Origin of the sequence: Rhodococcus sp. RS1C4 (assembly GCF_002258225.1) — a bacterium.
GTDB classification, from domain to species: Bacteria; Actinomycetota; Actinomycetes; order Mycobacteriales; family Mycobacteriaceae; genus Rhodococcoides; species Rhodococcoides fascians_E.
On sequence record NZ_NOXZ01000031.1, the window covers coordinates 94,198 to 118,869 of the forward strand.

At 65.2% G+C, this 24,672-nt stretch carries 26 protein-coding genes; 21 read left to right on the top strand and 5 right to left on the bottom strand.

Annotated elements, in window-relative coordinates:
* Positions 1-224: 224 nt before the first annotated feature.
* The 6 genes from CH289_RS15500 (at position 225) to CH289_RS15525 (ending at position 7,002) form a co-directional block, all read left to right on the top strand.
* Entirely contained in the window at positions 225-2,804 is a 2,580-nt protein-coding gene (locus tag CH289_RS15500) for a bifunctional FO biosynthesis protein CofGH (RefSeq protein WP_051104911.1), read from the top strand.
* 1 nt (position 2,805) lies between these two features.
* Positions 2,806-3,555 carry a hypothetical protein gene (locus CH289_RS15505; RefSeq protein WP_020112609.1) on the top strand — a complete coding sequence of 250 codons (750 nt, stop codon included), beginning with the start codon at positions 2,806-2,808 and terminating at the stop codon, positions 3,553-3,555.
* 111 nt (positions 3,556-3,666) lie between these two features.
* Positions 3,667-3,990, top strand: coding sequence for a ferredoxin (fdxA, locus tag CH289_RS15510; protein WP_019665415.1), 324 nt, complete (start codon positions 3,667-3,669; stop codon positions 3,988-3,990).
* 2 nt (positions 3,991-3,992) lie between these two features.
* Positions 3,993-5,096 (top strand): succinyldiaminopimelate transaminase, encoded by a 1,104-nt coding sequence (gene dapC, locus CH289_RS15515; protein ID WP_094728116.1) that lies wholly within the window; start codon positions 3,993-3,995, stop codon positions 5,094-5,096.
* A gap of 40 nt (positions 5,097-5,136) precedes the next feature.
* Positions 5,137-6,609, top strand: coding sequence for a SulP family inorganic anion transporter (locus CH289_RS15520; RefSeq protein WP_020112608.1), 1,473 nt, complete (start codon positions 5,137-5,139; stop codon positions 6,607-6,609).
* A 3-nt stretch (positions 6,610-6,612) separates the two neighbouring features.
* Entirely contained in the window at positions 6,613-7,002 is a 390-nt protein-coding gene (locus tag CH289_RS15525; RefSeq protein WP_019665412.1) for a MerR family transcriptional regulator, read from the top strand.
* Here CH289_RS15525 and CH289_RS15530 read toward each other — a convergent pair.
* Positions 6,974-7,378 (bottom strand): hypothetical protein, encoded by a 405-nt coding sequence (locus CH289_RS15530; protein WP_033188048.1) that lies wholly within the window; start codon positions 7,376-7,378, stop codon positions 6,974-6,976. The two genes, CH289_RS15525 and CH289_RS15530, sit on opposite strands and share 29 nt — an antisense overlap.
* Positions 7,379-7,380: 2 nt before the next feature.
* Between CH289_RS15530 and CH289_RS15535 the strand changes: the two genes are divergently transcribed.
* The gene (locus CH289_RS15535; protein WP_094728117.1) at positions 7,381-8,796 is read left to right on the top strand and encodes an acyl-CoA synthetase; all 1,416 of its coding nucleotides are present in this window, start codon (positions 7,381-7,383) and stop codon (positions 8,794-8,796) included.
* Here the strand turns inward: CH289_RS15535 and CH289_RS15540 are convergent.
* A complete protein-coding gene (locus CH289_RS15540) occupies positions 8,793-9,392 on the bottom strand; it encodes a CHAP domain-containing protein (RefSeq protein ID WP_094728118.1) in 600 nt (199 codons plus the stop codon). The genes CH289_RS15535 and CH289_RS15540 overlap by 4 nt on opposite strands.
* An 87-nt stretch (positions 9,393-9,479) precedes the next feature.
* On the opposite strand from CH289_RS15540, the gene CH289_RS15545 reads away from it, so the two are divergent.
* The 5 genes from CH289_RS15545 (at position 9,480) to CH289_RS15565 (ending at position 13,331) form a co-directional block, all read left to right on the top strand.
* Positions 9,480-10,490 carry a DNA polymerase III subunit beta family protein gene (locus CH289_RS15545; protein WP_094728119.1) on the top strand — a complete coding sequence of 337 codons (1,011 nt, stop codon included), beginning with the start codon at positions 9,480-9,482 and terminating at the stop codon, positions 10,488-10,490.
* A 137-nt stretch (positions 10,491-10,627) separates the two neighbouring features.
* The gene (locus CH289_RS15550; protein ID WP_019665406.1) at positions 10,628-11,140 is read left to right on the top strand and encodes an OsmC family protein; all 513 of its coding nucleotides are present in this window, start codon (positions 10,628-10,630) and stop codon (positions 11,138-11,140) included.
* A gap of 3 nt (positions 11,141-11,143) precedes the next feature.
* Positions 11,144-12,442 (top strand): O-acetylhomoserine aminocarboxypropyltransferase/cysteine synthase family protein, encoded by a 1,299-nt coding sequence (locus CH289_RS15555; RefSeq protein ID WP_094728120.1) that lies wholly within the window; start codon positions 11,144-11,146, stop codon positions 12,440-12,442.
* Positions 12,439-12,894 (top strand): CoA-binding protein, encoded by a 456-nt coding sequence (locus CH289_RS15560; RefSeq protein WP_094728121.1) that lies wholly within the window; start codon positions 12,439-12,441, stop codon positions 12,892-12,894. Before CH289_RS15555 ends, CH289_RS15560 begins: the two co-directional genes overlap by 4 nt.
* Positions 12,891-13,331: a 6,7-dimethyl-8-ribityllumazine synthase gene (locus CH289_RS15565; RefSeq protein ID WP_094654518.1), complete on the top strand. Its 441-nt coding sequence runs from the start codon at positions 12,891-12,893 to the stop codon at positions 13,329-13,331. The genes CH289_RS15560 and CH289_RS15565 overlap by 4 nt, the downstream gene beginning before the upstream one ends.
* Here CH289_RS15565 and CH289_RS15570 read toward each other — a convergent pair.
* The 3 genes from CH289_RS15570 to dapD all read right to left on the bottom strand — a co-directional run bounded on the left by CH289_RS15570 (position 13,328) and on the right by dapD (position 16,477).
* Entirely contained in the window at positions 13,328-14,734 is a 1,407-nt protein-coding gene (locus CH289_RS15570; RefSeq protein WP_094728122.1) for a cytochrome P450, read from the bottom strand. The genes CH289_RS15565 and CH289_RS15570 overlap by 4 nt on opposite strands.
* Positions 14,713-15,423, bottom strand: a complete 711-nt coding sequence (locus tag CH289_RS15575; protein ID WP_037158391.1) for a MinD/ParA family ATP-binding protein — start codon at positions 15,421-15,423, stop codon at positions 14,713-14,715. The genes CH289_RS15570 and CH289_RS15575 overlap by 22 nt, the downstream gene beginning before the upstream one ends.
* A gap of 100 nt (positions 15,424-15,523) precedes the next feature.
* On the bottom strand, positions 15,524-16,477 hold the full coding sequence (gene dapD / locus CH289_RS15580) for a 2,3,4,5-tetrahydropyridine-2,6-dicarboxylate N-succinyltransferase (RefSeq protein WP_019665400.1): 954 nt from the start codon (positions 16,475-16,477) through the stop codon (positions 15,524-15,526).
* A 155-nt stretch (positions 16,478-16,632) separates the two neighbouring features.
* On the opposite strand from dapD, the gene CH289_RS15585 reads away from it, so the two are divergent.
* From CH289_RS15585 to CH289_RS15625, 9 genes are all read left to right on the top strand, one after another.
* A complete protein-coding gene (locus CH289_RS15585) occupies positions 16,633-17,535 on the top strand; it encodes an SMP-30/gluconolactonase/LRE family protein (RefSeq protein WP_256977264.1) in 903 nt (300 codons plus the stop codon).
* 16 nt (positions 17,536-17,551) lie between these two features.
* A complete protein-coding gene (dapE, locus tag CH289_RS15590; RefSeq protein WP_094728124.1) occupies positions 17,552-18,643 on the top strand; it encodes a succinyl-diaminopimelate desuccinylase in 1,092 nt (363 codons plus the stop codon).
* A gap of 24 nt (positions 18,644-18,667) precedes the next feature.
* On the top strand, positions 18,668-19,411 hold the full coding sequence (locus tag CH289_RS15595) for an LOG family protein (protein WP_019665397.1): 744 nt from the start codon (positions 18,668-18,670) through the stop codon (positions 19,409-19,411).
* A complete protein-coding gene (locus CH289_RS15600) occupies positions 19,408-19,953 on the top strand; it encodes an LOG family protein (protein WP_037158387.1) in 546 nt (181 codons plus the stop codon). The genes CH289_RS15595 and CH289_RS15600 overlap by 4 nt, the downstream gene beginning before the upstream one ends.
* Positions 19,954-20,124: 171 nt before the next feature.
* A complete protein-coding gene (locus CH289_RS15605; protein ID WP_037141221.1) occupies positions 20,125-21,903 on the top strand; it encodes a long-chain-acyl-CoA synthetase in 1,779 nt (592 codons plus the stop codon).
* A 22-nt stretch (positions 21,904-21,925) separates the two neighbouring features.
* Entirely contained in the window at positions 21,926-22,786 is an 861-nt protein-coding gene (folP, locus tag CH289_RS15610) for a dihydropteroate synthase (protein ID WP_019665394.1), read from the top strand.
* On the top strand, positions 22,783-23,715 hold the full coding sequence (locus CH289_RS15615) for a glucosyl-3-phosphoglycerate synthase (RefSeq protein WP_019665393.1): 933 nt from the start codon (positions 22,783-22,785) through the stop codon (positions 23,713-23,715). The genes folP and CH289_RS15615 overlap by 4 nt, the downstream gene beginning before the upstream one ends.
* A 43-nt stretch (positions 23,716-23,758) precedes the next feature.
* The gene (locus CH289_RS15620) at positions 23,759-24,052 is read left to right on the top strand and encodes a DivIVA domain-containing protein (RefSeq protein WP_019665392.1); all 294 of its coding nucleotides are present in this window, start codon (positions 23,759-23,761) and stop codon (positions 24,050-24,052) included.
* Positions 24,049-24,654: a DNA-3-methyladenine glycosylase I gene (locus tag CH289_RS15625; protein WP_037141227.1), complete on the top strand. Its 606-nt coding sequence runs from the start codon at positions 24,049-24,051 to the stop codon at positions 24,652-24,654. The genes CH289_RS15620 and CH289_RS15625 overlap by 4 nt, the downstream gene beginning before the upstream one ends.
* Positions 24,655-24,672: the final 18 nt, after the last annotated feature.

Below are 24,672 nucleotides of genomic sequence, written 5' to 3' on the forward strand. Positions count from 1 at the left end.
TATCCGCACACCCTGGCCGCGCGGGTTGTAGCGGGAGCGCGGGTTGCAACCTGCGCGGTGGAACGGAACGTGCGCGGGGAGTGCGGTGACGAGGGATGTTGCGCCGAGCACGTTTGCAGCGGGAAACCCCTGCAGGGTGATCCGGTCGTTGTCGTGACGATTCACCCGCGAAGCGGTCCCGGTGGCACGTCCGTGTGTCGGAGGAGCATGATCGACTAGTGACCATGTTGCCCGATCCCGTTTCCGTGCCGTCCGCAACAGAGAAAGCTTCCGCAGCCGAGAAAGCTCCTGCACCGTCCGCTATGCGTCGGGTGCTCCGGCGCGCGCGTGACGGTGTCAGCCTGAACGTCGACGAAGCCACTGTGCTGCTGCATGCTCGCGGTGACGACTTGGTGGACCTGATGGCGTCGGCGTCTCGGGTTCGCGACGCCGGTCTTCTTGCGGCCGGGCGGGAAGCCACCGTCAGTTATTCGCGCAAGGTGTTCGTGCCGATCACGCGGTTGTGCCGGGACAAGTGCCATTACTGCACGTTCGTGACGGTCCCGGGAAAGCTGAAGGCAGAAGGCCACGGGCTGTTCATGGATCCCGACGAGATCGTCGAGGTCGCTCGGCAGGGTGCGGCATTGGGCTGCAAGGAGGCGTTGTTCACGCTCGGTGATCGTCCCGAGGAGCGGTGGCCGGAGGCGAAGGAATGGCTCGATTCGCGTGGCTACGACTCGACGTTGGATTACGTGCGTGCCATGGCGATCAAGGTGCTCGAGGAGACCGGTCTTCTGCCGCACCTGAATCCGGGTGTGATGTCGTGGCAGGAACTCTCGCGTCTCAAGCCTGTCGCGCCGTCGATGGGCATGATGCTCGAGACCACGTCCCGTCGGTTGTTCGAGGAGAAGGGGCAGGCGCATTACGGCAGCCCTGACAAGGATCCCGAGGTGCGCTTGCGCACGCTGACCGACGCGGGCCGGTTGAACATTCCGTTCACCACGGGAATCCTCGTGGGTATCGGCGAGACCATCCGTGACCGCGCGGAGTCGATCATGGCAATCCGTAAGGTGCACAAGGCGTTCGGGCATGTGCAGGAAATCATCGTGCAGAACTTCCTCGCCAAGCCGGACACCGCGATGCGCCAGGCGCCGAATGCCGGCATGGAAGAGTTCCTCGCGACCATCGCGGTGACCCGGATCCTGCTGGGGCCGGCCATGCGAATTCAGGCTCCGCCCAACCTCGTCGAGGCAGCGGAGACGGCTGCGTTGCTGGGCGCGGGCGTCGACGACTGGGGCGGTGTGTCACCGTTGACGCCGGACCACGTCAATCCCGAGCGGCCGTGGCCGAATCTGGACACCCTCGCCGAGCTGAGCCAGGCCGCGGGATACACCCTCGTCGAGCGGACCGCGGCGCAGCCGCAGTACATCCTCGCCGGCGCGCCCTGGATCGATCCGAGGATCTCCGCGCACGTCAAGGCGCTGGCCGACCCCGAGACCGGGATGGCGCGCGAAGGCGTCATCCCGGAAGGGCAGCCGTGGCAGGAGCCGGACGAGGAGTGGGAATCGTCGGGACGTGTCGACCTGAACACCGAGATCGACACCGAAGGCCGAAACACCGACACTCGAAGCGATCTCGCGAACGCGTTCGGTGACTGGGAGTCGATCCGTGAGCAGGTTCGTGACCTGGCGGGCCTCGAGCGGGTCGACCGAGACCTGGTGTCGGCGTTGAATGCGGCGGAGAAAGACCCGGCAGGGCTGTCGGACGAGCAGTATCTCGCGTTGGCGACGGCCGAGGGCCCTGGCATGGATGCCGTTGCGGCGTTGGCCGACGATCTGCGCAAGCAGGTCAACGGAGACACCGTCACCTACGTCGTCAACCGGAACATCAACTTCACCAACATCTGCTACACCGGTTGCCGATTCTGCGCGTTCGCGCAACGTAAGGGCGACGCCGACGCCTTCACGCTGTCGACGTCCGAAGTCGCCGATCGTGCATGGGAGGCGCACGTCGCGGGGGCGAGCGAGGTGTGCATGCAGGGCGGCATCGATCCGGAGTTGCCGGTCACCGGCTACGCGGATCTGGTGCGTGCGGTGAAGGAGCGGGTGCCGTCGATGCATGTGCACGCGTTCTCTCCGATGGAAATCGTCAACGGGGCCTCGCGCGGCGGTCAATCGATCCGTGAGTGGCTGACGGAACTCCGGGCGGCAGGCCTGGACACCATCCCCGGCACCGCCGCCGAGATTCTCGACGACGAGGTCCGCTGGGTGTTGACCAAGGGCAAGTTGCCTGCAGCCGAGTGGATCGAGGTCGTCACCACCGCCCACGAAGTGGGACTGCGCTCGAGCTCGACGATGATGTACGGGCACGTGGACAACCCGTCGCACTGGGTCGGACACATGAACGTGCTCAAGAAGATTCAAGACAAGACCGGGGGATTCACGGAATTCGTGCCGCTGCCGTTCGTGCACCAGTCCTCGCCGTTGTACTTGGCGGGTGCGTCGCGTCCCGGCCCGACAAATCGGGACAACCGCGCTGTTCATGCGTTGGCGCGCATCATGCTGCACGGACGGATCGACTCCATCCAGACGTCCTGGGTCAAGCTCGGTATCACGGGAACTCAGGTGATGCTGAACGGCGGAGCGAACGACCTCGGCGGAACGCTGATGGAGGAGACCATCTCGCGGATGGCGGGCAGCCAGAACGGGTCGGAGAAGACCGTCGCCGAGTTGCACGAGATCGCTAACGGCATCGGGCGCCAGGCACGCGAGCGCACGACGACCTACGAACTCGTCGACCGTGTCCCTGCCGTGGAGCTGGTCTGACATGGAGGATCGCACCGTAGCGGCGGCTCTGGGGCGCGCCGTCGCCATCATCGACCCCGTACTCGACCTGCTGGCCCAACGGGACCCGGTGGGACTCAAAGGCAGAACGTTCAGGACATCGACGGACACCGACACGGCGCTCGACAAGGTTCTGGACACACTGGCGTCGGCGCTCGATGCGACCGACTTTCCGGGGACCAAGGGGTGGGAGGCTCTCGACGAGGACGCGCGATCGCAGTGGTGGGTGGCGCGCATCGGCGCGTTGAACACCGTCGCGGTCGCGTTCCCCGGAGTGTTCGGCGTTCTCGTCAACCGGCTTCCGCTGCAGGACCTGCTCGGTTTCGCCAACCAGGCGATGGTCCTGGTCGCGGTGGCGCGCGAGAGCGGCGTCACCGACCGAGCGGATCACGTCCGGATGCTCGCGTCGGTGCTGTGCGAACGTGAGATCGATCTCTCCGCCCCCGAACCCGAGCGTCCTGCCACACCGAGAGGTCGCGGTCCTTTCGCGTTGTTGCGCGGAATGTGGGACGTGGCGAACGTGCTGCGCGATGTGTCGGGCGAGCTGGCGAAACGCCCACGTAGCCGGGGTGTGCTCCGGGTGCTCTCCGCCATCCCGGTCGTCGGGGGCGTCGCCGGATACCTGGGAGAACGTGGTGCCCTGTCCCGGGCTGCGGAACAGGGGAGGCAGTGGATCCGTGCGCACCGGAACGACGCGAGCCACGTAGGCTCGAAAGTGACTGTGCGTAAGTGAGGACACCCTGCGCTGGTTGTCGGAATTCTCCGGCGCGATACTAGGATCTTCAGGGCGCCAGGTTCGATCGGATCGTGGCGCCGACTTTGCGGAAAGGGAGGGAGAGCAGCAGTGCCCTACACGATTGCGGAACCGTGCGTGGATGTGATGGACAAGGCATGCATCGAAGAATGCCCGGTGGACTGCATCTACGAGGGCAACCGAATGCTGTACATCCACCCCGACGAGTGCGTCGACTGCGGTGCCTGTGAGCCGGTCTGCCCGGTCGAAGCCATCTTCTACGAGGACGACGTTCCGGATCAGTGGAACGGCTACATCAGCGCCAACGTCGACTTCTTCGACGAACTCGGTTCGCCCGGCGGCGCGGCCAAGCTCGGCCGAGTCGACCACGACTCGCCGTTCGTCAAGGCACTTCCCCCCATGGCCGAGAACTGACGTTGGCGCGCATCTCCGTTGCCGCTGGACTCCCGGATTTTCCGTGGGATTCGCTGACCGCGGCCAAGGACAAGGCGTCGGCGCACCCGGACGGCATCGTCAATCTGTCGGTGGGCAATCCGGTCGACCCCGTCGCTCCGATCATCCGTGACGCTCTGAACTCGGTCTCGGACCAGCCCGGCTACCCGACGACCCTGGGAACGGATGCGCTGCGGAGCGCAGCAGCCGAGTCGTTGGCTCGCCGCTACGGAGTCACCGGTATCGACCCGTCCGCGGTGCTCCCGGCCATCGGTACCAAGGAAATGATCGCCTGGTTGCCGAAGCTGCTCGGCCTCGGCGCCGACGATCTCGTGGTGATCCCGGAACTCGCCTACCCGACGTACGAGGTCGGCGCTCTGCTCGCCGGCGCGCGCGTCACCCGGGCCGACGGGCTCAACCGTCTCGGGCCCGAGAACGCGTCCCTGGTCTTCGTGAACTCGCCGTCCAACCCCACCGGCAAAGTGCTGCCGGTCGATCACCTGCGGAAGGTGGTCGCGTGGGCGCGGGAGCGGGGTGCCGTCGTCGTGTCCGACGAGTGCTACCTCGGTCTGACGTGGGAGGCGGACGCCGTGTCCGTCCTCGACCCGCGTGTGTCCGACGGAGACCACACCAACTTGCTGGCGGTGCATTCGCTGTCCAAGACGTCGAACCTGGCCAGCTACCGTGCCGGGTTCGTGACCGGTGACCCGGTGCTGGTGAAGGATCTGCTCGAAGTGCGTAAGCACGCAGGCATGATGGTGCCTCTTCCGGTGCAGGCGGCCATGACCGCGGCCTTGAACGACGACGCGCACGAGAACGAGCAGCGTGAGCGATACCGTGCACGCCGTACCGAACTGAAGTCTGCCGTCGAGAAGGCCGGATTCACCGTCGACCACTCCGAGGCCGGTCTGTACCTGTGGGCGTCGCGCGGCGAGTACTGCCGTGACACGGTCGACTGGCTCGCCGAACGGGGCATCCTTGCTGCGCCGGGGGAGTTCTACGGCCCGGGCGGGACCCAGCATGTGCGCATTGCGCTGACGGCCACCGACGAGAGAATCCACGCGGCAGCGGAGCGGTTGCTCTCCTGACGTCGAACTCTACCCTCACGTGAGGGTAGAGTAGCGCTACGTGCCGACCGACGTACTGAGCGCTCTGCGTTCACCCAAGATCCTCAAAACCGAGATCCTCGCCGGACTCGTCGTTGCCTTGGCGTTGATTCCCGAGGCGATTTCGTTCTCGATCATCGCCGGTGTCGATCCGCGAGTCGGTCTGTTCTCCGCCTTCACGATGGCCGTCACCATCGCGATCGTCGGCGGCAGAACCGCAATGATCTCCGCCGCGACGGGTTCCGTCGCACTGGTCATCGCCCCGATCGTCCCGAAGTACGGTCTCGACTATCTGGTCGCGACGGTCTTGCTCGGTGGACTGATGCAGATCGTCCTCACCGCGTTCGGGGCAGTGAAGCTGATGAGGTTCATTCCCCGCAGCGTCATGGTCGGATTCGTCAACGCGCTGGCGATCCTGATCTTCATCGCCCAGATCCGATACTTCGTCGACGTGTCGTGGCTGGTGTTTCCGATCGCCGCGGCCGCGATCGTCATCATGGTGGTTCTGCCCCGACTCACCACCGCGATTCCGGCGCCGCTGGTTGCCGTCGCGGCTCTGACCGTCGTCACCATCGTGTTCGGAGTTCAGGTCCCGAACGTCGGCGACGAAGGGGAGTTGCCGTCGTCGCTGCCGTCGCTGTTCTTCCCGGACCTTCCGATGAACCTCGAGACGCTGAAGATCATCGCGCCCTTCGCTTTCGCCATGGCGCTCGTGGGACTGCTCGAATCCCTGTTGACCGCGAAACTCGTCGACGACGTGACCGACACACCGTCGAACAAGACGAGGGAAGGCGCCGGGCTCGGTGTCGCGAACATCGTGACCGGCACGTTCGGAGGCATGGGCGGGTGCGCATTGATCGGCCAGACGATGATCAACGTGAAGATCTCCGGAGCCCGGACGAGGATTTCGACGTTCCTCGCGGGAGCGTTCCTGCTCGTCCTCGTGGTGGTCTTCGGCGACGTCGTCGCGCGCATACCGATGGCCGTTCTCGGAGCCGTCATGATCATGGTCTGCTTCGCGACGTTCGACTGGCACTCGATCGCGCCGAAAACCCTGCGCCGCATGCCGCTCAGCGAAACCGCAGTGATGGTGGCGACGGTGGCGGTCACGGTCGCCACCGACAATCTGGCCTACGGCGTCATCGTCGGTGTCGTCGTCGCGATGATCCTGTTCGCACGTCGCGTCGCGCACGTCACGGAGGTCGTCGAGATCGCGCATCCCGACGACGACACTCGGGTCTACGGCGTACGCGGCGAACTGTTCTTCGCGTCGAGCAACGACCTGATCCACCAGTTCGACTACGCGACAGACCCGGCCAACGTCGTCATCGACCTGTCCGACGCGCACATCTGGGATGCGTCGACCGTTGCTACCCTCGATGCCGTGACGACGAAATACGCCAAGTACGGCACGCACGTCTCCATCGTCGGACTGGCCGGGGCAAGCAAGGAAAGGCATGATCGACTGACCGGACGCCTCGGCGGAGAAGGCTGAATCATGGCTGCGCACATGCAGATCGGTGAAGTCGCCGAACGTACCGGCTTGTCCATCAGAACGCTCCGCCACTACGACGAGGTGGGCTTGGTGCCGCCGTCGGAGCGCAGCGCCGGCGGGTTCAGGTTGTACACCGACACGGACGTCGAGCGACTGCTGGTGATTCGGCGCATGAAACCACTCGAATTCACGCTCGACGAGATGAGCAGACTACTGGCCTCGCTGGACACCATCGAGTCGGGCGGCGACGACGCCCAGGAGGCAGGCGCTTTCGTCGACGAATGCCATGCCAGGGCCGAGGCAGCGTGCGCGAACCTGCGGAAGAAGCTGGCGTACGCCGAGGAGTTGACCGCGGTTCTGGCCGCTAACCGACATCCCAGCCGCCGCGCCTGATACGCAGGATGTACACCAGCTCGGTGCTGCCGAACGCCTCGACCGTCGTGAACCTCTTCGGTTCGGTGTTCGTGGACGGGTTGCGGGCGAACTGCTCCTCGTAGAGTTGCCCGGCCCGAAGGTCGGCAAGTTCGACGCGTGTCCAGAAATCGTCGGACTGCACCGAATACACAAGCCGCGGCGCACTGTCGGTGACATGGTCGAAGTCGAGATCGTCGTCGTCGGCGGTGTCGTCCGCCAGTTCGTCCGACTCCTCGTCGGTATCGACGTCCTGTTCGGCGTCGGTGCCGATGAGGTACACCCCGGGTTGCAAGCTGCCGGCCGGGACCGTCAAATACTCGGCGTAGTCGCCGGAGTCGATTCCATCGGCGTCCATGTATGTACGGTAACCATGTGCTGCTTCGTTCACTGAACCCACTCGCCGTTGCGCGCGGAGACGATATTCCCGACGCCGTCACCATCGACGGAGTCTCGCTGTCACGAGGAGACATTCTCGGGGCGGCGACGTCGGTGGCGGAGCGTGTCGCCCAGGCGGACCGGCTTGCCGTGCTGGCGACGCCGTCGGTGAAGACGGTGCTGGCAGTGGTCGGGTGTCTGATCGCAGGCGTGACGATCGTTCCCGTGCCCCCGGACGCGGGGCCGGCGGAACGGGCTCACATTCTTCGAGACTCCGGTGCCCAGGCGTGGCTCGGAGCCGCTCCCGACGACACCGCCGGGTTACAGGTGCTGCCCGTGCGTCAACACGCTCGGTCGTGGCACAGCTACCCGGACCCGCATCCGTCGTCGACGGCGTTCGTTCTCTACACCTCGGGCACCACCGGCCCACCGAAAGGCGTGCTCCTCTCGCGTGAGGCCATCGCGGCGGGAATCGACGCCCTCGCCGAGGCCTGGCAATGGACGTGGAAAGACACACTGGTGCACGGTCTTCCGCTGTTCCACGTACACGGACTGATTCTCGGTCTGCTGGGACCGCTCCGGGTGGGAAGCCCCGTGATCCACACCGGCAAGCCGACGCCGGAGCTGTACGCCGCCGCGGGTGGCTCGCTCTACTTCGGAGTTCCGACTGTCTGGTCGAGGGTCGCCGCGGACGCCGACTCCGCTCGCGCACTGTCCGGTGCTCGTCTGCTGGTATCGGGGAGCGCGCCGTTGCCGGTACCCGTGTTCGAGAAACTGCGCGAGTTGACCGGTCAGGCACCGGTCGAGCGGTACGGCATGAGCGAAACGCTGATCACACTGTCGACGCGTGCCGACGGAGAACGCAGGCCGGGATCGGTGGGTCTTCCCGTTGCCGGCGTCGAAACCCGGTTGGTGGGCGAGGACGGCGCGGTGCTGCCGCACGACGGTGACTCCATCGGTGCGCTCCAGGTCCGCGGACCGATGGTGTTCGACGGCTACCTGAACAACCCCGAGGCAACGGCCGAGTCCTTCACTGCCGACGGCTGGTTCGACACCGGGGACGTCGCGGTGATCGAGCCCGACGGCTTCCACCGAATCGTCGGCCGCGCGTCGACGGATCTGATCAAGTCCGGCGGTTATCGCGTCGGGGCAGGGGAGATCGAGACGGTACTGCTCGGTCACGCGACGGTCGACGAGGTGGCCGTGGTGGGGCTTCCGGACGAAGACCTGGGGCAGAAAATCGTTGCATTCGTCGTCGGGACGGGTGTGGAGCCGACGGTGTTGATCGACCTGGTGGCGTCCGAATTGTCGAACCACAAGCGGCCCAGGGAAATTCGTGTCGTGGATTCGCTCCCGCGGAATGCGATGGGGAAAGTGCAGAAGAAGCAGCTCAGCTAGGAAAGTCGGCCGAAACCGACTATCGCGGAATCGGACAGAACGTCGACGGAGTGCACACGAATCTTTCCGAGTTCGTTGCCTCCCACCGTCGTTGCGGTGTCTCCGTCGACCGCCACGACGATGTTGGTGTGCTGGCCGACCCAGCTGCTGTTGTCGTACAGCACGACGTCGCCGACGGAGGGAACGTAACCCTTGGGCTCGAACGAGCCCTGCTGCTGGTAGTACTCGGTCAACGTGTACACCCCGGGGATGCGCCAACTGCCGGAATGCGGGTTGCTCAGCGGGCGGCTCGCTTCACGCATGATCCAGCTGACGAAGTTCGCGCACCAGGCCTCATCGACGCCCTCGGAATAGAAGGTGCCGGGGCGTTGCCGTTCGTGCTCCGCCCGAGTGAGGTCGACGACGGCCGCCTGCTCGGCAGTGAGCGTGGACGTGTCGACGTCAGGAAACGGCGTCGTGTCCCACGGCAGGTACCGGCTCGGGGCCGACCACAGCACGGCGCCCGCCACCACCACGACGACCGCGACGAACGCCACGAACCAGCGGCCGACGCGTCGGCGACCGCGTTGCGGGGCGGTGGGGACCTCGATGCTCATTCCTCGAATGTACCGGCAGGTCCGTTCGAGCCGACGGTGAAGAACCACGCTTGACCTTCGACCGACCGGAGACCCCAGGATGGGCTCGTGACCACATCGGAATTGATGACAATCGGCGCATTCGCCCGCGCAACAGGGTTGACCCCCGGTGCCCTGCGCTTCTACGCGGACTCGTCTCTCCTGGAGCCCGCCAGGATCGACGAGACCACCGGCTACCGCTACTACGCGCCGGGGCAGCTCGAGCAGGCCGAGGTGATCCGGAGCCTGCGGCAGATCGACATGCCGTTGGACATGATCGAGTCGGTCCTCGCCGGCGACGCCTCACCGATCGATCGGCACGTTGGCACCCTGACCGATCACGCGCGGCTGGCGGCCCGTTCCGCCACCGCCGTACACGCAACACTCGACACCGAAAGCAGGAAGCCAATGTTCACTGTCAACGGCCCGGTTCTCGCCGCCGCACTCGATCAGACCCTCACCGCGACGTCGCATCACCCCGAGCATCCCGTCCTCGCCGGGGTGTCCCTGGAATGGCGGGACGACACGCTGACCATGACCGCGACCGATCGATTCAGGCTGGTGTCCCGGTCGCTGGTCGCGAAAGCGGTTGCAACCGAGACCGAATGGACCGCAGTGGTCGACGGGGACGATCTGCGGTCCGCGGTCCAATCCATCAGGCAGCACCATCGAGTGCAGGTGGATCGCACCCCCTCGGCGGTGACCTTCCGGCCGGGCGACGACCGTGCCCGCATCCTTGCGGCCGAGTTTCCGGACTACCGCGCAATGCTCGGCGCGCTGCCGGACGTCACCACCCGGATGGTCGTCGCCAAGTCGACGTTGCTGTCCATGCTCGACACCGAGAACGAGTACATCGATTTCACCACGTCCGACATGGATGCAACCGTGTCCGGACCCGACGTGGACATGGCGTTCGCCGTGACCACCCTGTACCCGGCCGTCGTGGCAGCGCTCGGCCCCGACGTCATGATCGACGTGTCGGGTCCGGAGTACCCGGTGGTGATTCGCTCCGCGGACAGCGGCGACCTCACCACTCTCGCGATGCCCGTCGACCGGAAGCTGCTACTGTCGCGTTCGTGACCGCGACCCACGTGACAGCCGATGTGCTGGTGAGGCGTCGCACCGTCGATTTCGGACTGGTCTGCTCTTCGCGTTGTTGCGCGTCCTGATCCAACCAATCAGGTCAGCACCCAACACACCTCACGAAGGGGACAGTCATGTCCACAGCTCTGTCGCACCTCGGATCCGTCACCAGCGCAACCAAGAACGCAGTCGACGCCGATCCACACAACGCCCTCGTCGTCTTCCGTGCATCCGCAGCCGCGCACGATGCCGTCGCCAGCACGGTCACGCTCGGCAAGTTCAGTGTCGAGGTGGACGAACCGCCCGCCCTCGGCGGCGAGAACACCGCGGCCAACCCCGTCGAGTACTACCTGGCGTCTCTGCTGTCCTGCCAGGTCGTGACCTACCGGGTATGGGCGGACAAGCTCGGTATCGCGGTCGACGACATCACCGCGCGTGCCGAGGGTGACCTCGACGTTCGGGGCTTCTTCGGCTTCGACGACTCGGTTCGGGCCGGGTTCGGCGAGGTCCGAGTGATCGTCAAGGTCACCGGGCCGGAATCGCGTGAGCGCTACGAGGAACTGCAGGAAGCGGTGGACGCGCACTGCCCGGTCCTCGATCTCACACGCAACCGGACGCCGGTGCACACGACCCTCGAAACGGCCTGACGGATGAGCGAGAGGTCGTTCGGTCTCCGAACGCGCGCGATACATGCAGGTGCCAGACCCGATTCCGAGACCGGCGCGCGGGCGGTACCGATCTACTCGACCGCGAGCTACGTGTTCGAGGACTCGGCGGACGCCGGCGACCTCTTCGCTCTGCAGAAGTACGGAAACGTCTACAGCCGGATCGCCAATCCCACCGTCGCCGCCTTCGAGGAGCGCATCGCCAGCCTCGAAGGCGGCATCGGGGCGGTCGCATTCGCCAGCGGCCTGGCTGCGGAGTTCGCAGTGTTCGCCGCGCTCGCCGGCACCGGTGACCACATCGTCGCGGCAGCCGGGTTGTACGGCGGCACCATCACACAACTCGACGTCACGCTGCGACGGTTCGGTGTGGACACCACGTTCGTTCCGGGTACCGACCCGGCGGACTACGCAGCAGCGGTGACCGACCGGACGAAGCTGATCTACGTGGAGGTCATCGGCAACCCGTCGGGTGACATTGCCGATTTGGAAGGCCTCGCCGTCGTCGCCCACGAGCACGGAATCCCGCTCGTCGTGGACGCCACCATGGCAACGCCGGTGTTGTGCCGGCCGATCGAGTTCGGCGCCGACATCGTCGTCCACTCGGCGACGAAATTTCTCGGCGGTCACGGGTCGACGCTCGGAGGAGTGGTCGTCGAATCCGGCAGATTCGACTGGGGCTCGGGGCGATTCCCGCAGATGACCGAACCCGTCGCGTCGTACGGAGGCCTGTCCTGGTGGGGGAACTTCGGCGAGTACGGCTTCCTGACGAAACTTCGCAGTGAACAACTCCGCGACATCGGTGGGTCCTTGGCCGCGCAGTCGGCGTTCACCCTGATACAGGGCGTGGAGACCTTGCCGCAGCGGATGGAGGCACACGTGCAGAACGCCCGCGACGTGGCAGCCTGGCTCGACGCCGATCCGCGAGTGGACTACGTCGCGTTCTCGGGTCTGCCGAGCCATCCCCACCACGAGCGTGCCGCGAAATACCTTCCGTCGGGACCTGGTGCAGTGTTCACCTTCGGGGTCGACGGCGGCAGGGACGCCGGCCGAGCATTCGTCGAGAACCTCCGAATCGCGAGCCACGTAGCGAACATCGGCGATGTGCGCACACTCGTCATTCACCCGGCCAGTACGACACACCGCCAGTTGACCGACGATCAACTACACGAGGCCGGTGTCCGGCCCGAGGCCGTCCGCATCAGCGTCGGGCTCGAGGACGTCGACGACATCGAGTGGGACCTCGACCAGGCGCTCACGGCGGCAACGGGACGGGAGCGGTCATGACCATCAGGCAGATCCTTCAGCAGACCACGTCGGTCGCGATCGTCGGCGCATCGAAAAATCCATCGCGTGCAAGCTATTTCGTGAACAAGTATCTGTCGTCGACGAGCGCGTACGACATCTACCTCGTCAACCCCACGATCACCGGGATCGAGGGCACGCCGGTGTATCCCACACTTGCCGACCTCCCGGTGAGACCGGACCTCGTCGACGTCTTTCGCAAACACGACGACCTGCCGGCCGTGTTGGCGGAAACAATTGCCGTCCAAGCGAAAACGATCTGGCTGCAACTCGGACTCGTACACGACGAGGTCGCGCGCGACGCCGAACGCGCAGGACTGTCCGTGGTGATGGACAAGTGCCTGAAGATCGAGCACGCACGGTTCCACGGCGGACTTCACCTTGCCGGTTTCGATACCGGCGTCATCGACTCACGGAGGCGTCTAGCATTATGACCATGACCGAGCAGCCCCGAACCGTCGCATTCGTGCAAGCCACCTGGCACAAGGAACTCGTCGATCGCGCACGCGAGGGTTTCGTCGCCGAATTCGGTGCCGACGTCGAGATTTTCGAGGTACCGGGCGCGTTCGAAATTCCGCTGCACGCCCAGCGACTCGCACGGACCGGCCGCTACGCGGCCATCGTCGCCGCAGCCCTGGTGGTCGACGGCGGAATCTACCGACACGAATTCGTGGAAACCGCCGTCATCGACGGCCTCATGCGGGTCCAACTGGACACCGACGTTCCCGTCTTCTCGGTGGTGCTGACTCCGCACCACTTCCACGAACACGCCGATCACACCGACTTCTTCGCCGACCACCTCGAGAAGAAAGGCGTCGAGGCGGCACGGGCAGTCACACGAACCCTGGTATCGCTGAACTCGATCGGCTAGAGCGCGCACCTGGCATCGCCGGCGCTCGGGGTGATCGAGCGCTGCCGAACCCTCATGCGCATGTTCTGCGGCTTCAGCGTCAACGATTCCTGGATGTCCAGTTCGTAGCCGTCTTCGAGGTCGAAGTCGAAGGACCGCACCAAGTGCGCGAGCGTCAGCACAGATTCGTGCAGCGCGAACTGACGCCCGATGCAGCCGCGCATTCCGGTTCCGAACGGCTTGTACGCCTGCGCCGGGCGAGATTTCGAGCGGGCCGACGAGAAACGATCAGGATCGAAGACGTGAGAATCCGGGCCCCAGATCGGGTCGCGGTGCAACCCGAGTGTCAGTACGAATGCCCACTCACCGGCCTTCATCGGATATTTGCCGTCCGCCAACGACGTGTCCTGACGCGCCTTACGGAAGTAACCGGGAGCCGACGGCCAGAGACGTAGCGTCTCGTCGACGACGCTGCGGGTGTAGCGCAACTTGGAGACGTCCGCGTAGCTCACCACGTCGGATGCGTGGTCCGCCTCTTGGCGGACTCGGGCGGCGACATGGGGATGTGTCGCGAGGAAGTACAACGCGAACGCCAAGGTACCCGCGGTGGTTTCGTTTCCCGCGACGAGGAACGTCAGAACCTGGTGGCGAATGTTCACCTTGTCGAGCAGTTCCCCGGTCTCGGGATCGGGGGTGTGCAGCATGAGATCGAGCAGGTCGTCGTGACGAGTCTCTGTGTCCAGCATCCTTTTCCGAATGACGTCGTCGACCACGCCGTGCACGTACTCGATGTCGCGCTCGTTCCGGACCCGAGCTTTCCTGTCGAACAACCGCATGAACGGCAGGTCGTTCGACGTCCGGTTCACGTGACCGAGCACGCGGACTATCGCGGATACGAATGCGTCGTCGTCTCGTCGGAACGAGTCGAAGCTGTAGCCGAACCCGGCGCGGGCCATGTTCTCCAGTGTCAGCTTGGTCAGATCCGCCGTCACGTCGATCGACTGGTCGGAGCGCGTCCGCCAGTGCGAGGTGAGCTCGTTCGCCACGCCCTGCATGACGTGGTGATGACGTTGCATTGCATCCCGGCTGAATCCTGGCATCAGAACTCGATGTGCCGCACCCCAGTTGGGCTCGGAGTTGAACGCGGTGAACAAGCCGTCGCCACCCAGTGCGCGCAGCTTGCGATGCGGGAGTGCGAGAAACTTGGCGAACCGTGTCTCGTCGTTCAGCTCGGCCACCAGATCAGCACCGCTGACCACGACAAGGCGGTGCGACAGGATCTCCCGTTCGAATATCGGTCCCAATTCCGACGCCATCTTCAGTTCACGCTGGGTCGGTTTTGCCGCATCGATGCTGAGGATGTCACCCACTATCGGGAGGCGGAATCGAGGTTTGGGAATTGTCACGCCGACAGTGTGCCCCATACCGAGCGGATGGTCGATGTGAGAATGCGCGCGTAAGCCTGTGTCGTGGAAGGCGACAGATCAGCTGCGGTGACAGTGGATCCGGACGAGAGGTGCGGATCGTAGGGCACCTCGAGAACGTCGAAGACTCGGTCGAGGTCGCGCCGCACGTCGTCGACCGCCGAGGTGTTCGGTCCTGGAGTGCACTGCGCGACCACAACAGTGGTGCGGCGCAGTGCTTTCTCACCGGCAGCCAACCCGATCGTGTGGAGCGCAGCCCTCGAGCGTCGAACGGCATCGGGCCTCGCAGGGACCACGAGCACCACAGCTGCCGACGGCCCGCTCCGCAGTGGGCTCGCACTGTCGCGTTCCACACTTCCGTGCCCGAAATCGTAGATCGCCGCGTCGGTCGTGCAGGTCAGATGCCAATCGAGACGGCCGAAGTCGGGGTCGATCGAGTCCGGCCACGCCCGACCCAGCACTTGTGCCCCGGTACTGGTGGTCGACAACTCGACGCCGACATACCCCGATTCGACGGTCGCTGCGGTGACAGTGTTGTCGGCGGCGCGTTCGACGAGATCACCGCCGCCGACGGTCGCGTCGACGACCACCACGGACTTCCCGTGCAGCGAAAGAGCATTGGCAAGACCGACCGACGTCGTCGTGGTCCCGGCCCCGCCGCACGCCCCGAGTACCAACGTCACACTCATGGAGCGCCTTCTCGACAGATTCGGTGCAACGTCCGGGCCGAGCGTCAAGCCGCGGGAAGCTCCCAAGCGGAAGCGCGGGGGTCAGTATACAACCGGCAAATCAGTCGTTCGCGTGCAGAGCAGCGTTCAACTCGACGCCGGTGCCCTTCCACGGAACGACCTCCACCGCACCGGACACGGAGTTCCGACGGAAGAGCAGATTGCTCTTTCCGCTGAGCGTCGCAGCCTTGACCACGGTGCCGTCGGGACCGGACACCTTGGTGCCCGCGGTGATGTAGAGACCGGCCTCCACCACGCAGTCGTCACCGAGCGAGATACCCAGACCGGAGTTGGCGCCGAGCAGGCAGCTCTTACCCACCGAGATGACGTTCTTTCCGCCGCCGGACAACGTACCCATGATGGACGCGCCGCCGCCGACGTCGGAGCCGTCGCCGACGACGACTCCGGCCGAGATGCGACCCTCGACCATCGAGTTACCGAGCGTCCCGGCGTTGAAGTTCACGAAGCCCTCGTGCATGACGGTGGTACCGCTGGCCAGGTGTGCACCGAGGCGCACACGGTCGGCGTCGGCGATCCGCACGCCGGAGGGGGCGACGTAGTCGACGAGGCGGGGGAACTTGTCGATCGAGTACACGGTGACCTGGCCGCGGGCACGAAGGCGAGCGCGAACGGTCTCGAAGCCCTCCACCGCAGCCGGGCCGAAGTTGGTCCACACGACGTTGGCGAGGAATCCGAACTGGCCGTCGAGGTTGACACCGTGCGGCTGTACGAGCCGGTGAGAGAGCAGGTGAAGGCGAAGGTAGACGTCGTGCGCATCGACAGGTGCATCGTCGACGGACGCAATGGTGGTGCGCACGGCCACGACGTCGACGCCGCGAGCCTCGTCCGGGCCGACGAGTGCCGCGAGCTCGGCGGGGATGTCCGCACCGTCGAGTCGGGTGGTGCCGGAATCGGTGTAGTCCCCGAGCTCAGGGCTCGGGTACCAGGTGTCGAGTACGACTCCGCCGGTGGTGATGTTGGCAAGACCGATTGCAGATGCTCCCTGTGCGCTCACAGGTATCGAGAATACGGTGTGGGTCCGCAGGGTGTGGACACGGCCGATGGATGTCACCGCCGGGGTGTAGACATGAACGTGGGTAGCGGGGAGCCATCGACGTGTGGGGGACGAACGTGCGCGTAGCGAAACGAATTCGGACAGCAGTGACAGCAGTGACCGCGGCGGCGGTTGCCGCCACGGGCGCGGTGCTCGTCGGGACACCGGCCGCGTCCGCGGCACCGGACTGCGCGGCCGCTGCGGCACCGGTCCGAGTCGGTTCGGTCGGCGGCGCGGCGCTCGAAGGACTCGCCGTCGACTCGGCGGGCAGGCTCTACACGACGGACATCATCACCGGAGGCGTCTTCCGGATCGACGCACCTGGGCTTCCCGCCTACGAGATCGCGCGTGTCCCCGGCGGCGGTGGCGCGCTCGCCTGGATGCCCGACGGCACCCTGCTCGTCGGCTACGGAGCCAACCCGACCGTCATCGTCGGCGACATCGTCAAGGCAGCCGGGATCGTGCGGTTGAATATCGACACGCTCGAGACCAGCACGTTCGCCACCGGCCTCAGTGCGGCCAACGGTCTTGCCGTGGCCGACGACGGAACTGTGTACGCGACAAACGATTTCGGTAGCCTGGTCGGCCAGGTCGCGACGGACGGGACGGTGAACCCCGCGTGGGCGCGGCTACCCAGTGCCAACGGCGCGGTGCTGGACGAGGCTGGTCGGTACCTGTACGTGTCCAGAACGTTCGTGAACTCGGGCGTCAGCAGAATTCCCATCGCGAACCCGTCCGCACCGGAGAGCATTCTCGACCTGAACGGACTCGACTCGCTCAGCGCACCGGACGGGCTCACCCTCGATTCCGCCGGCCGTCCGGTCGTGCCGCTGAACACCCGAGGCCAGATCGTCCGAATCGATGCGCCCGGGCAGTACTGCGTCCTCGGCAGCGGAATCCCCACCTCGAGCGTCGTGATCTACGGACGGGGCGAGCAGGGCTTCTCCAGCGGACGGCTGTTCCGGGCGGGCTTCGACGGGTCGGTGTACGAGATCCCCGGCGGCCGCGACCTCGGCTAGAGCTTAAAATCGTCCGATGAGTGTTTCCCGCCTGGATTTGCACGCCGACCCGATCGACCTGACCGCCGCACTCGTCGACATCCCCAGCGTCTCCGAGGACGAGTCGGTGATCGCCGACGCCGTCGAAGCCGCACTGCGCGAGCAGACAACCGGGTTCGAGATCGTCAGGAACGGCAACGCTGTACTCGCGCGGACACACCGCGGCCTGCCCACTCGCGTGATGCTCGCCGGGCACCTCGACACCGTTCCGATCGCGGACAACGTGCCGAGCCGTCGTGAACGCGACCACGCCGACGGCGACGTGATCCACGGTTGCGGCACGGTCGACATGAAATCCGGGGACGCAGTCTTTCTGCACCTGGCGGCCACCGTCGACGCTGCCCACGACCTGACCTTGGTCTTCTACGACTGCGAGGAAATCGCGGCGTCCAAGAACGGGCTCGGCCGCATCGAACGTGAATTACCGGAGTGGTTGCAGGCGGACGTCGCCGTTCTGGGTGAGCCGTCGGGAGGGTTCATCGAGGCCGGCTGCCAGGGCACTCTGCGGGTGCGCCTGACGGCGAGTGGCACCCGTGCGCACAGTGCCCGATCATGGCTGGGAGACAACGCCGTTCACAAACTCGGTGCAGTGCTGGACCGACTGGCGGCGTACGAAGCCCGGCAGGTCGACATCGACGGCTGTGTCTACCGCGAAGGACTGCAAGCGGTGCGCATCTCCGGAGGTGTCGCGGGAAACGTCGTCCCCGACGCCGCCGAGCTCGACGTCAACTTCCGATTCGCCCCCGACCGCAGCGTCGAGCAGGCCGTCGGTCATGTTCGCGACGTGTTCGCCGGGCTCGATGTCGGCGTCGAGGTCACCGACTCCTCGCCCGGTGCACTGCCCGGCCTCGGAGCTCCTGCCGCGGCTGCGCTGATCGAGGCCGCAGGTGGCCAGTTCCGCGCCAAGTACGGGTGGACCGACGTCTCCAGGTTCTCCGCTCTCGGTATCCCCGCCGTGAACTACGGGCCGGGCGACCCGAATCTGGCGCACAAGCGTGACGAGCGGGTGCCGACAGCACAGATCACCGACGTCGCAGCAGTCCTTCGTGCCTATCTCTCGAAGTCGTGAAGGGCCGCCGGATAGCCTGTCCGCATGGACGACGACAAGGCAGCTAGGCACAAGGGTTCGGTGGTGTTGCGGCGCGGACGCAACTCCGAGACGTCCACGTCGGATCAGCGTCTGCTGGATCAACGCGGCCCCGGCAACTGGATCCACACCGACACGTGGCGGGTGCTCCGCATCCAGAGTGAATTCGTCGAAGGGTTCGGTGCGCTCGCCGAGGTGCCAAGGGCCGTAACGGTATTCGGCTCCGCCCGCACCCCGCAGGATCACCCGGAGTACGAGCGCAGCCGGCAGCTCGGACAAAGCCTCGCCGAGGCCGGATTCGCCGTCATCACCGGTGGCGGGCCCGGCGTCATGGAAGGAGCCAACCGCGGCGCATCCGACGCCGACGGCTTCTCCATCGGCCTCGGAATCGAGCTGCCGTTCGAGCAGGGACTCAACGACTGGGTCGATCTCGGCGTCAACTTCCGCTACTTCTTCGTCCGAAAGACGATGTTCGTCAAGTACTCCCAGGCATTCGTGTGCCTACCCGGCGGATTCGGCACCCTCGACGAACTGTTCGAGGCACTCACCCTCGTTCAGACCCGGAAAGTCACCAGGTTCCCGATCATCCTGCTGGGCACCGACTTCTGGTCCGGTCTGATCGAGTGGATCAAGAACACCCTCGTCGCCGAAGGCAAGGTCTCGCCGTCCGACCTGGAACTCATCCACTGCACGGACAGCGTCGAGGAAGCCGTGCGGATCATCGAAAGCACAACGGGGGAGCAGTCATGAGTTGGAACGTGTGCGTGTACTGCGCGTCGGGGCCCGTCGATCGGCCGTTCATCGACTTGGCGCGCGAGCTGGGCACGGAGATCGGACGCCGAGGATGGGGGCTGGTGTCCGGCGGCGGCAACGTGTCGATGATGGGCGCCGTCGCGGAGGCAGCCCGTGCGGCAGGCGCGAACACCGTCGGCGTGATCCCGAAGGCGCTCGTCCACCGTGAAGTCGCCGACGTCGACGCCGACGAACTGATCGTCACCGACACCATGCGCGAGCGAAAGAAGATCATGGAGGACCGCGCCGACGCGTTCATCACGTTGCCGGGAGGCATCGGGACGCTCGAGGAACTGTTCGAGACCTGGACAGCGGGTTACCTGGGAATGCACGCCAAACCGATCGTTCTGCTGGACCCGGTCGGTCACTACGACGGACTCCTGCAGTGGATCGACAGCCTGTCCTCGACGGGATTCGTGCAACAGCGGGCCCTGGACGCGCTGGTCAGAACCGACACCGTCCGGGGTGCACTGGATGCATGCGCGGAGCCTGCGGAGTGACCTCGAATTCGGACGGGAGCGCAGCCTGCGGAGTGACCTCGAAAACGGCCGGGAGCGCAGCCTGCGGAGTGACCTCGAAAACGGCCGGGAGCGGAGCCTGCGGAGTGACCTCGAAATCGGACGTTACTCTGGAGTAAGGTTAGCAAGGTCACATCGGACTAAGGGGAGTTCATGGCTGTCGATGCCCGTCAGAAGATCAAGGTGACCGACGTCGCCGTCGCGTTGCCGAAAATGGTGACGGAGGTGCCCAGCCTGCTTCGGGGTGTCGCCGGGTTCACCCGCAAACCCCATCACAAGGCGTCGATCGGCCTCGTGTTCCAGGATGCTGCGGCGAAGAACGGTGACAGGCCGTTCGTGCGGTTCGAAGGGGAGTCCACGTCCTACGCGGACGCCAACGCGATCGTCAATCGTTACGCTGCTGTCTTCGCTGACCGGGGTGTGACGCGCGGGGATGTCGTCGGGGTGTTGAGCAAGAACCGCCCGGAGGCTCTGTTCGCGGCGTTGGCTGCGGTGAAGCTCGGTGCGACGGCTGGAATGCTGAACTACAACCAGCGTGGTGACGTGCTCGAGCACAGCCTGGGAATTCTCGATGCGAAGGTCCTGGTATTCGACGAGAACACGCAGGAGGCACTCGATTCGCTCGAGGCTGCTCCGCAGGCCGGTTCGGTGCTGCCGCTGAAGGAACTGGACGAGCTGTCGCAGAAGGCGTCGCCGAAGAATCCGTCGGTCACCGCGGAGATCCTGGCGAAGGAGAAGGCGTTCTACATCTTCACCTCGGGCACGACGGGAATGCCGAAGGCGAGCCTGATGAGCCATTTCCGGTGGCTCAAGTCGATGTCCGGTCTGGGCAACATGGGTGTGCGTCTGCGTAGCGACGACGTCATCTACTGCTGCCTGCCGCTCTATCACAACAATGCTCTGACGGTGACGCTGTCCTCGGTGCTCGCCGGTGGTGCGACGATGGCGATCGGCAAGCAGTTCTCGGTCAGCAATTTCTGGGAAGACATCAAGGTGAACAAGGCCACGGCGTTCACCTACATCGGTGAGCTGTGCCGGTACCTGCTCACCCAGCCGAAGAAGGCGACCGACCGGGACAACACGGTCAAGCTCGTCGTCGGCAACGGCCTTCGCCCGGAGATCTGGGAGGAGTTCACCGAACGGTTCGGCATCCAACGCGTCGCCGAGTTCTACGGCGCCAGCGAGTGCAACATCGCCTTCATCAATGCGCTGAACATGAAGAAGACCGCGGGAATCTGCCCGCTGCCGTACGCGGTGGTCGAGTACGACGAGGAGTCCGGCAAGGCCAAGCGCGGTCAGAACGGCAAGCTGCGGAAGGTCGGGAACGGTGAGGTCGGTCTGCTGCTCTCCAAGGTCACCGATCGCGCCCCGTTCGACGGCTACTCCGACGACGAGGCCACCGAGAAGAAGCTCGTCCGCGACGGGTTCAAGGACGGCGACGCATGGTTCGACACCGGCGACCTCGTGCGTAAGCAGGGTTTCCTGCACGTCGCTTTCGTCGACCGCCTCGGCGACACGTTCCGCTGGAAGGGTGAGAACGTCGCGACCACACAGGTGGAAGGTGCCCTCGGCGGCCATTCCGCCATCGACGGTGCCGTCGTCTACGGCGTCGACATCGACGGTGCCGACGGCAAGGCAGGCATGGCTGCGGTGACGTTGCGCGACGGTGAGTCGTTCGACGGCAAAGCCGTCGCAGCGCATCTGTACGACAAGCTTCCGACGTACGCCGTGCCGTTGTTCGTGCGCGTCGTCGACAGCCTCGAACAGACGTCCACGTTCAAGAGCCAGAAGGTCGCCCTCCGCAAGCTCGGCTACGAGGAGGACGGGGAGAGCGAGCTCTACGTGCTGCGCGGCAAGTCCGGCGGTTACGACAAGGCGTACGACGGTTACGTCGACGAGGTCGCGGCAGGTAAGGCGCCCAGCAGCAAATAATGCCCGTGCCAGTATTGAAAGCATGAGCACTCTCTGCGGCAAGCCGGTGGCCGACGATCGCGCGCTCGTCATGGCGATCGTCAACCGCACTCCTGATTCCTTCTACGACAAGGGTGCGAACTTCACCGACGAGGCGGCGATGGCGTCGGTCCATCGCGCCGTCGCCGAGGGTGCCGACATGGTCGACATCGGCGGCGTCAAGGCGGGCCCGGGTGTGCTCGTCGACGCTGCCGAGGAGATCCGTCGCGTCGTTCCGTTCGTCGAGGCCATCCGCGGTGAGTACCCGGATCTGCTGATCAGTGTCGATACCTGGCGTAGCGACGTGGCGAGGCTTGCGTGCGGTGTCGGTGCCGATCTCATCAACGACACGTGGGCCGGGGCGGACCCTGGCCTCGTCGGGGTGGCCGCCGAGGAAGGCGTCGGCATTGTCTGCTCGCACACCGGAGGTGCCACACCGCGTACCCGACCACACCGTGTTCGCTATACCGATGTCGTTGCCGATGTCGTCGAGGAAGTGACAGCCGCGGCCGAGAAAGCTGTTGCCGCGGGTGTGCGTCGCGACTCGATTCTCGTCGATCCGACCCATGATTTCGGCAAGAACACCTTCCACGGGCTCGAGTTGTTGCGTCGCGTGGACGTTCTTGTAAACACCGGATGGCCAGTGCTCATGGCGCTGAGCAACAAGGATTTTATCGGGGAGACTCTAGGTGTAGAACTCGCCGACCGGTTGGAGGGAACATTGGCAGCGACAGCATTGGCCGCAGCAGGCGGCGCCCGAATGTTCCGGGTGCACGAGGTTGCGTCGACCAGAAGAGTCGTAGACATGGTTGCGGCGATACAGGGAAACAGGGCTCCGGTGCGGACCGTCAGGGGGCTGGCATGACGCTTGCGGACCGAACCACCGTCCTGGATTCATGGGCGGACACGAATACGTGGGACACCCCGTCGTGGTCCATCGCCGAACTCGAGGCAGCGAAGGCGGGCCGCACCGTCTCCGTCGTACTGCCTGCGCTCGACGAGGAAGACACCGTCGCGGCAGTAGTGGATACCATCCACCCGTTGCTCGGTGGTCTCGTCGACGAACTGATCGTCCTGGACTCCGGGTCGACCGACGCCACCGCCGAACGTGCCACGGCCGCCGGCGCGCGAGTGATCAGTCGCGAGGAAGCAATTCCCGGACTTGACCCGGTCAAGGGCAAAGGTGAAGTGCTGTGGCGAGCGATCGCTGCCTCGACGGGTGATCTGATCGCGTTCGTCGACTCCGATCTGATCAACCCGGACCCGGCGTTCGTACCCAAGCTTCTCGGCCCCCTGTTGATGGGCGACGGTATCCATCTGGTGAAGGGCTACTACCGACGTCCGTTGCGCACCAGCGGCACCGAGGACGCCAACGGCGGTGGCAGGGTCACCGAACTGGTTGCCCGGCCGATGCTCGCCGCCATGCGCCCGGAGCTCACCGGCGTGATCCAACCGCTGGGCGGGGAGTACGCGGGAACGAGAGAGCTCCTCTCCGCGGTGCCGTTCGCGCCCGGCTACGGCGTGGAGATCGGGCTGTTGCTCGACACCTACGACAAACTGGGACTCGGCGCGATCGGTCAGGTCAATCTCGGTGTCCGCAAACACCGCAACCGCCCGCTGGTGGAACTGGGCGCGATGAGCCGTCAGATCGTGGGCACCATGTTGAACCGCTGCGGAATGGTGGACTCGGGGGCCGGACTGATGCAGTTCCGCGTCGACGGAGATTCCTTCGTGCCGTTCTCCACCGAGGTGTCGCTGGCCGATCGACCCGCCATCAACACCTTGCACGTGTAACGCGCAGAACCGTTCGAGAGCAGGGCTGTGAGAAGATTCTGCGATGCTGACGCTTCTGCTGTACGTCGTCGTCATCGCGGTCATCGCAGCCCTGCTCTTCTTCGTCGCAAGTGCCGTGTTCGGTCGCGGTGAAGAGCTCGAACCCTTGCCCGAGGGGACGACGGCCACCGTCCTACCTGCCGAGGGCGTGACCGGCGACGACGTGAAAGACCTCAAGTTCCAGCAGACGTTGCGTGGCTACAAGCCCAGCGAAGTCGACTGGGCCCTGGAACGACTCGCCGCGGAGATCGACCTGCTCCGGTCGCGCCTGGACGATACGACGAACGTGGACAAGTGACGGCCGTACCCGGCCCCGACGGCAAGCTGCGGTGCCCGTGGGGAGCAACCGACGACGAGCTGTACCGGACCTATCACGACACCGAATGGGGTCGTGAACTCCACGGCCGAGACGCCCTGTACGAACGATTGTGTCTCGAAGCGTTCCAGTCCGGATTGGCGTGGATCACGATCCTGCGCAAGCGCGAGAACTTCCGTCGCGCCTTCGCCGGATTCGATCCGGAGAAGGTGGCGGCATTCGGCGCCGCGGACACCGAGCGGCTGATGCAGGACAGTTCGATCGTGCGCAACCGCGCCAAGATCGACGCAGCCATCGGCAACGCGAGGGTGATCCTCGACCTGGACCCCGACCTCGATTCGCTGCTCTGGTCGTTCGCTCCGGCCCCGCGAGGACAGCGTCTCGATTCGATATCGGACGTACCTGCGGTGACCACCGAATCCACCGCGATGGCCAAGGAGCTCAAGCGTCGTGGGCTGCGGTTCTTCGGTCCGACCACGGCTTACGCATTGATGCAGGCCACCGGAATGGTCGACGATCACCTGACGGGATGTTGGGTGAAGTCCCCGAATACCGACTCCAGTTCCCGGTATCGGTCCCGATAGGGAAGAATGGAGCGCAAG

Bases quoted from the DNA above. Each gene is read 5' to 3' on its own strand.
- CH289_RS15615 (WP_019665393.1), top strand. From the start codon at position 22,783: ATGACGCTTGCGGACCGAACCACCGTCCTGGATTCATGGGCGGACACG.
- CH289_RS15595 (WP_019665397.1), top strand. From the start codon at position 18,668: ATGGACGACGACAAGGCAGCTAGGCACAAGGGTTCGGTGGTGTTGCGG.
- CH289_RS15560 (WP_094728121.1), top strand. From the start codon at position 12,439: ATGACCATCAGGCAGATCCTTCAGCAGACCACGTCGGTCGCGATCGTC.
- CH289_RS15505 (WP_020112609.1), top strand. From the start codon at position 2,806: ATGGAGGATCGCACCGTAGCGGCGGCTCTGGGGCGCGCCGTCGCCATC.
- CH289_RS15550 (WP_019665406.1), top strand. From the start codon at position 10,628: ATGTCCACAGCTCTGTCGCACCTCGGATCCGTCACCAGCGCAACCAAG.
- CH289_RS15600 (WP_037158387.1), top strand. From the start codon at position 19,408: ATGAGTTGGAACGTGTGCGTGTACTGCGCGTCGGGGCCCGTCGATCGG.
- CH289_RS15575 (WP_037158391.1), bottom strand. From the start codon at position 15,423: ATGAGTGTGACGTTGGTACTCGGGGCGTGCGGCGGGGCCGGGACCACG.
- CH289_RS15555 (WP_094728120.1), top strand. From the start codon at position 11,144: ATGAGCGAGAGGTCGTTCGGTCTCCGAACGCGCGCGATACATGCAGGT.
- CH289_RS15535 (WP_094728117.1), top strand. From the start codon at position 7,381: ATGTACGGTAACCATGTGCTGCTTCGTTCACTGAACCCACTCGCCGTT.
- CH289_RS15605 (WP_037141221.1), top strand. From the start codon at position 20,125: ATGGCTGTCGATGCCCGTCAGAAGATCAAGGTGACCGACGTCGCCGTC.
- dapE (WP_094728124.1), top strand. From the start codon at position 17,552: ATGAGTGTTTCCCGCCTGGATTTGCACGCCGACCCGATCGACCTGACC.
- CH289_RS15620 (WP_019665392.1), top strand. From the start codon at position 23,759: ATGCTGACGCTTCTGCTGTACGTCGTCGTCATCGCGGTCATCGCAGCC.
- CH289_RS15570 (WP_094728122.1), bottom strand. From the start codon at position 14,734: ATGGGGCACACTGTCGGCGTGACAATTCCCAAACCTCGATTCCGCCTC.
- CH289_RS15525 (WP_019665412.1), top strand. From the start codon at position 6,613: ATGGCTGCGCACATGCAGATCGGTGAAGTCGCCGAACGTACCGGCTTG.
- CH289_RS15540 (WP_094728118.1), bottom strand. From the start codon at position 9,392: ATGAGCATCGAGGTCCCCACCGCCCCGCAACGCGGTCGCCGACGCGTC.
- CH289_RS15530 (WP_033188048.1), bottom strand. From the start codon at position 7,378: ATGGACGCCGATGGAATCGACTCCGGCGACTACGCCGAGTATTTGACG.
- CH289_RS15565 (WP_094654518.1), top strand. From the start codon at position 12,891: ATGACCATGACCGAGCAGCCCCGAACCGTCGCATTCGTGCAAGCCACC.
- folP (WP_019665394.1), top strand. From the start codon at position 21,926: ATGAGCACTCTCTGCGGCAAGCCGGTGGCCGACGATCGCGCGCTCGTC.
- CH289_RS15500 (WP_051104911.1), top strand. From the start codon at position 225: ATGTTGCCCGATCCCGTTTCCGTGCCGTCCGCAACAGAGAAAGCTTCC.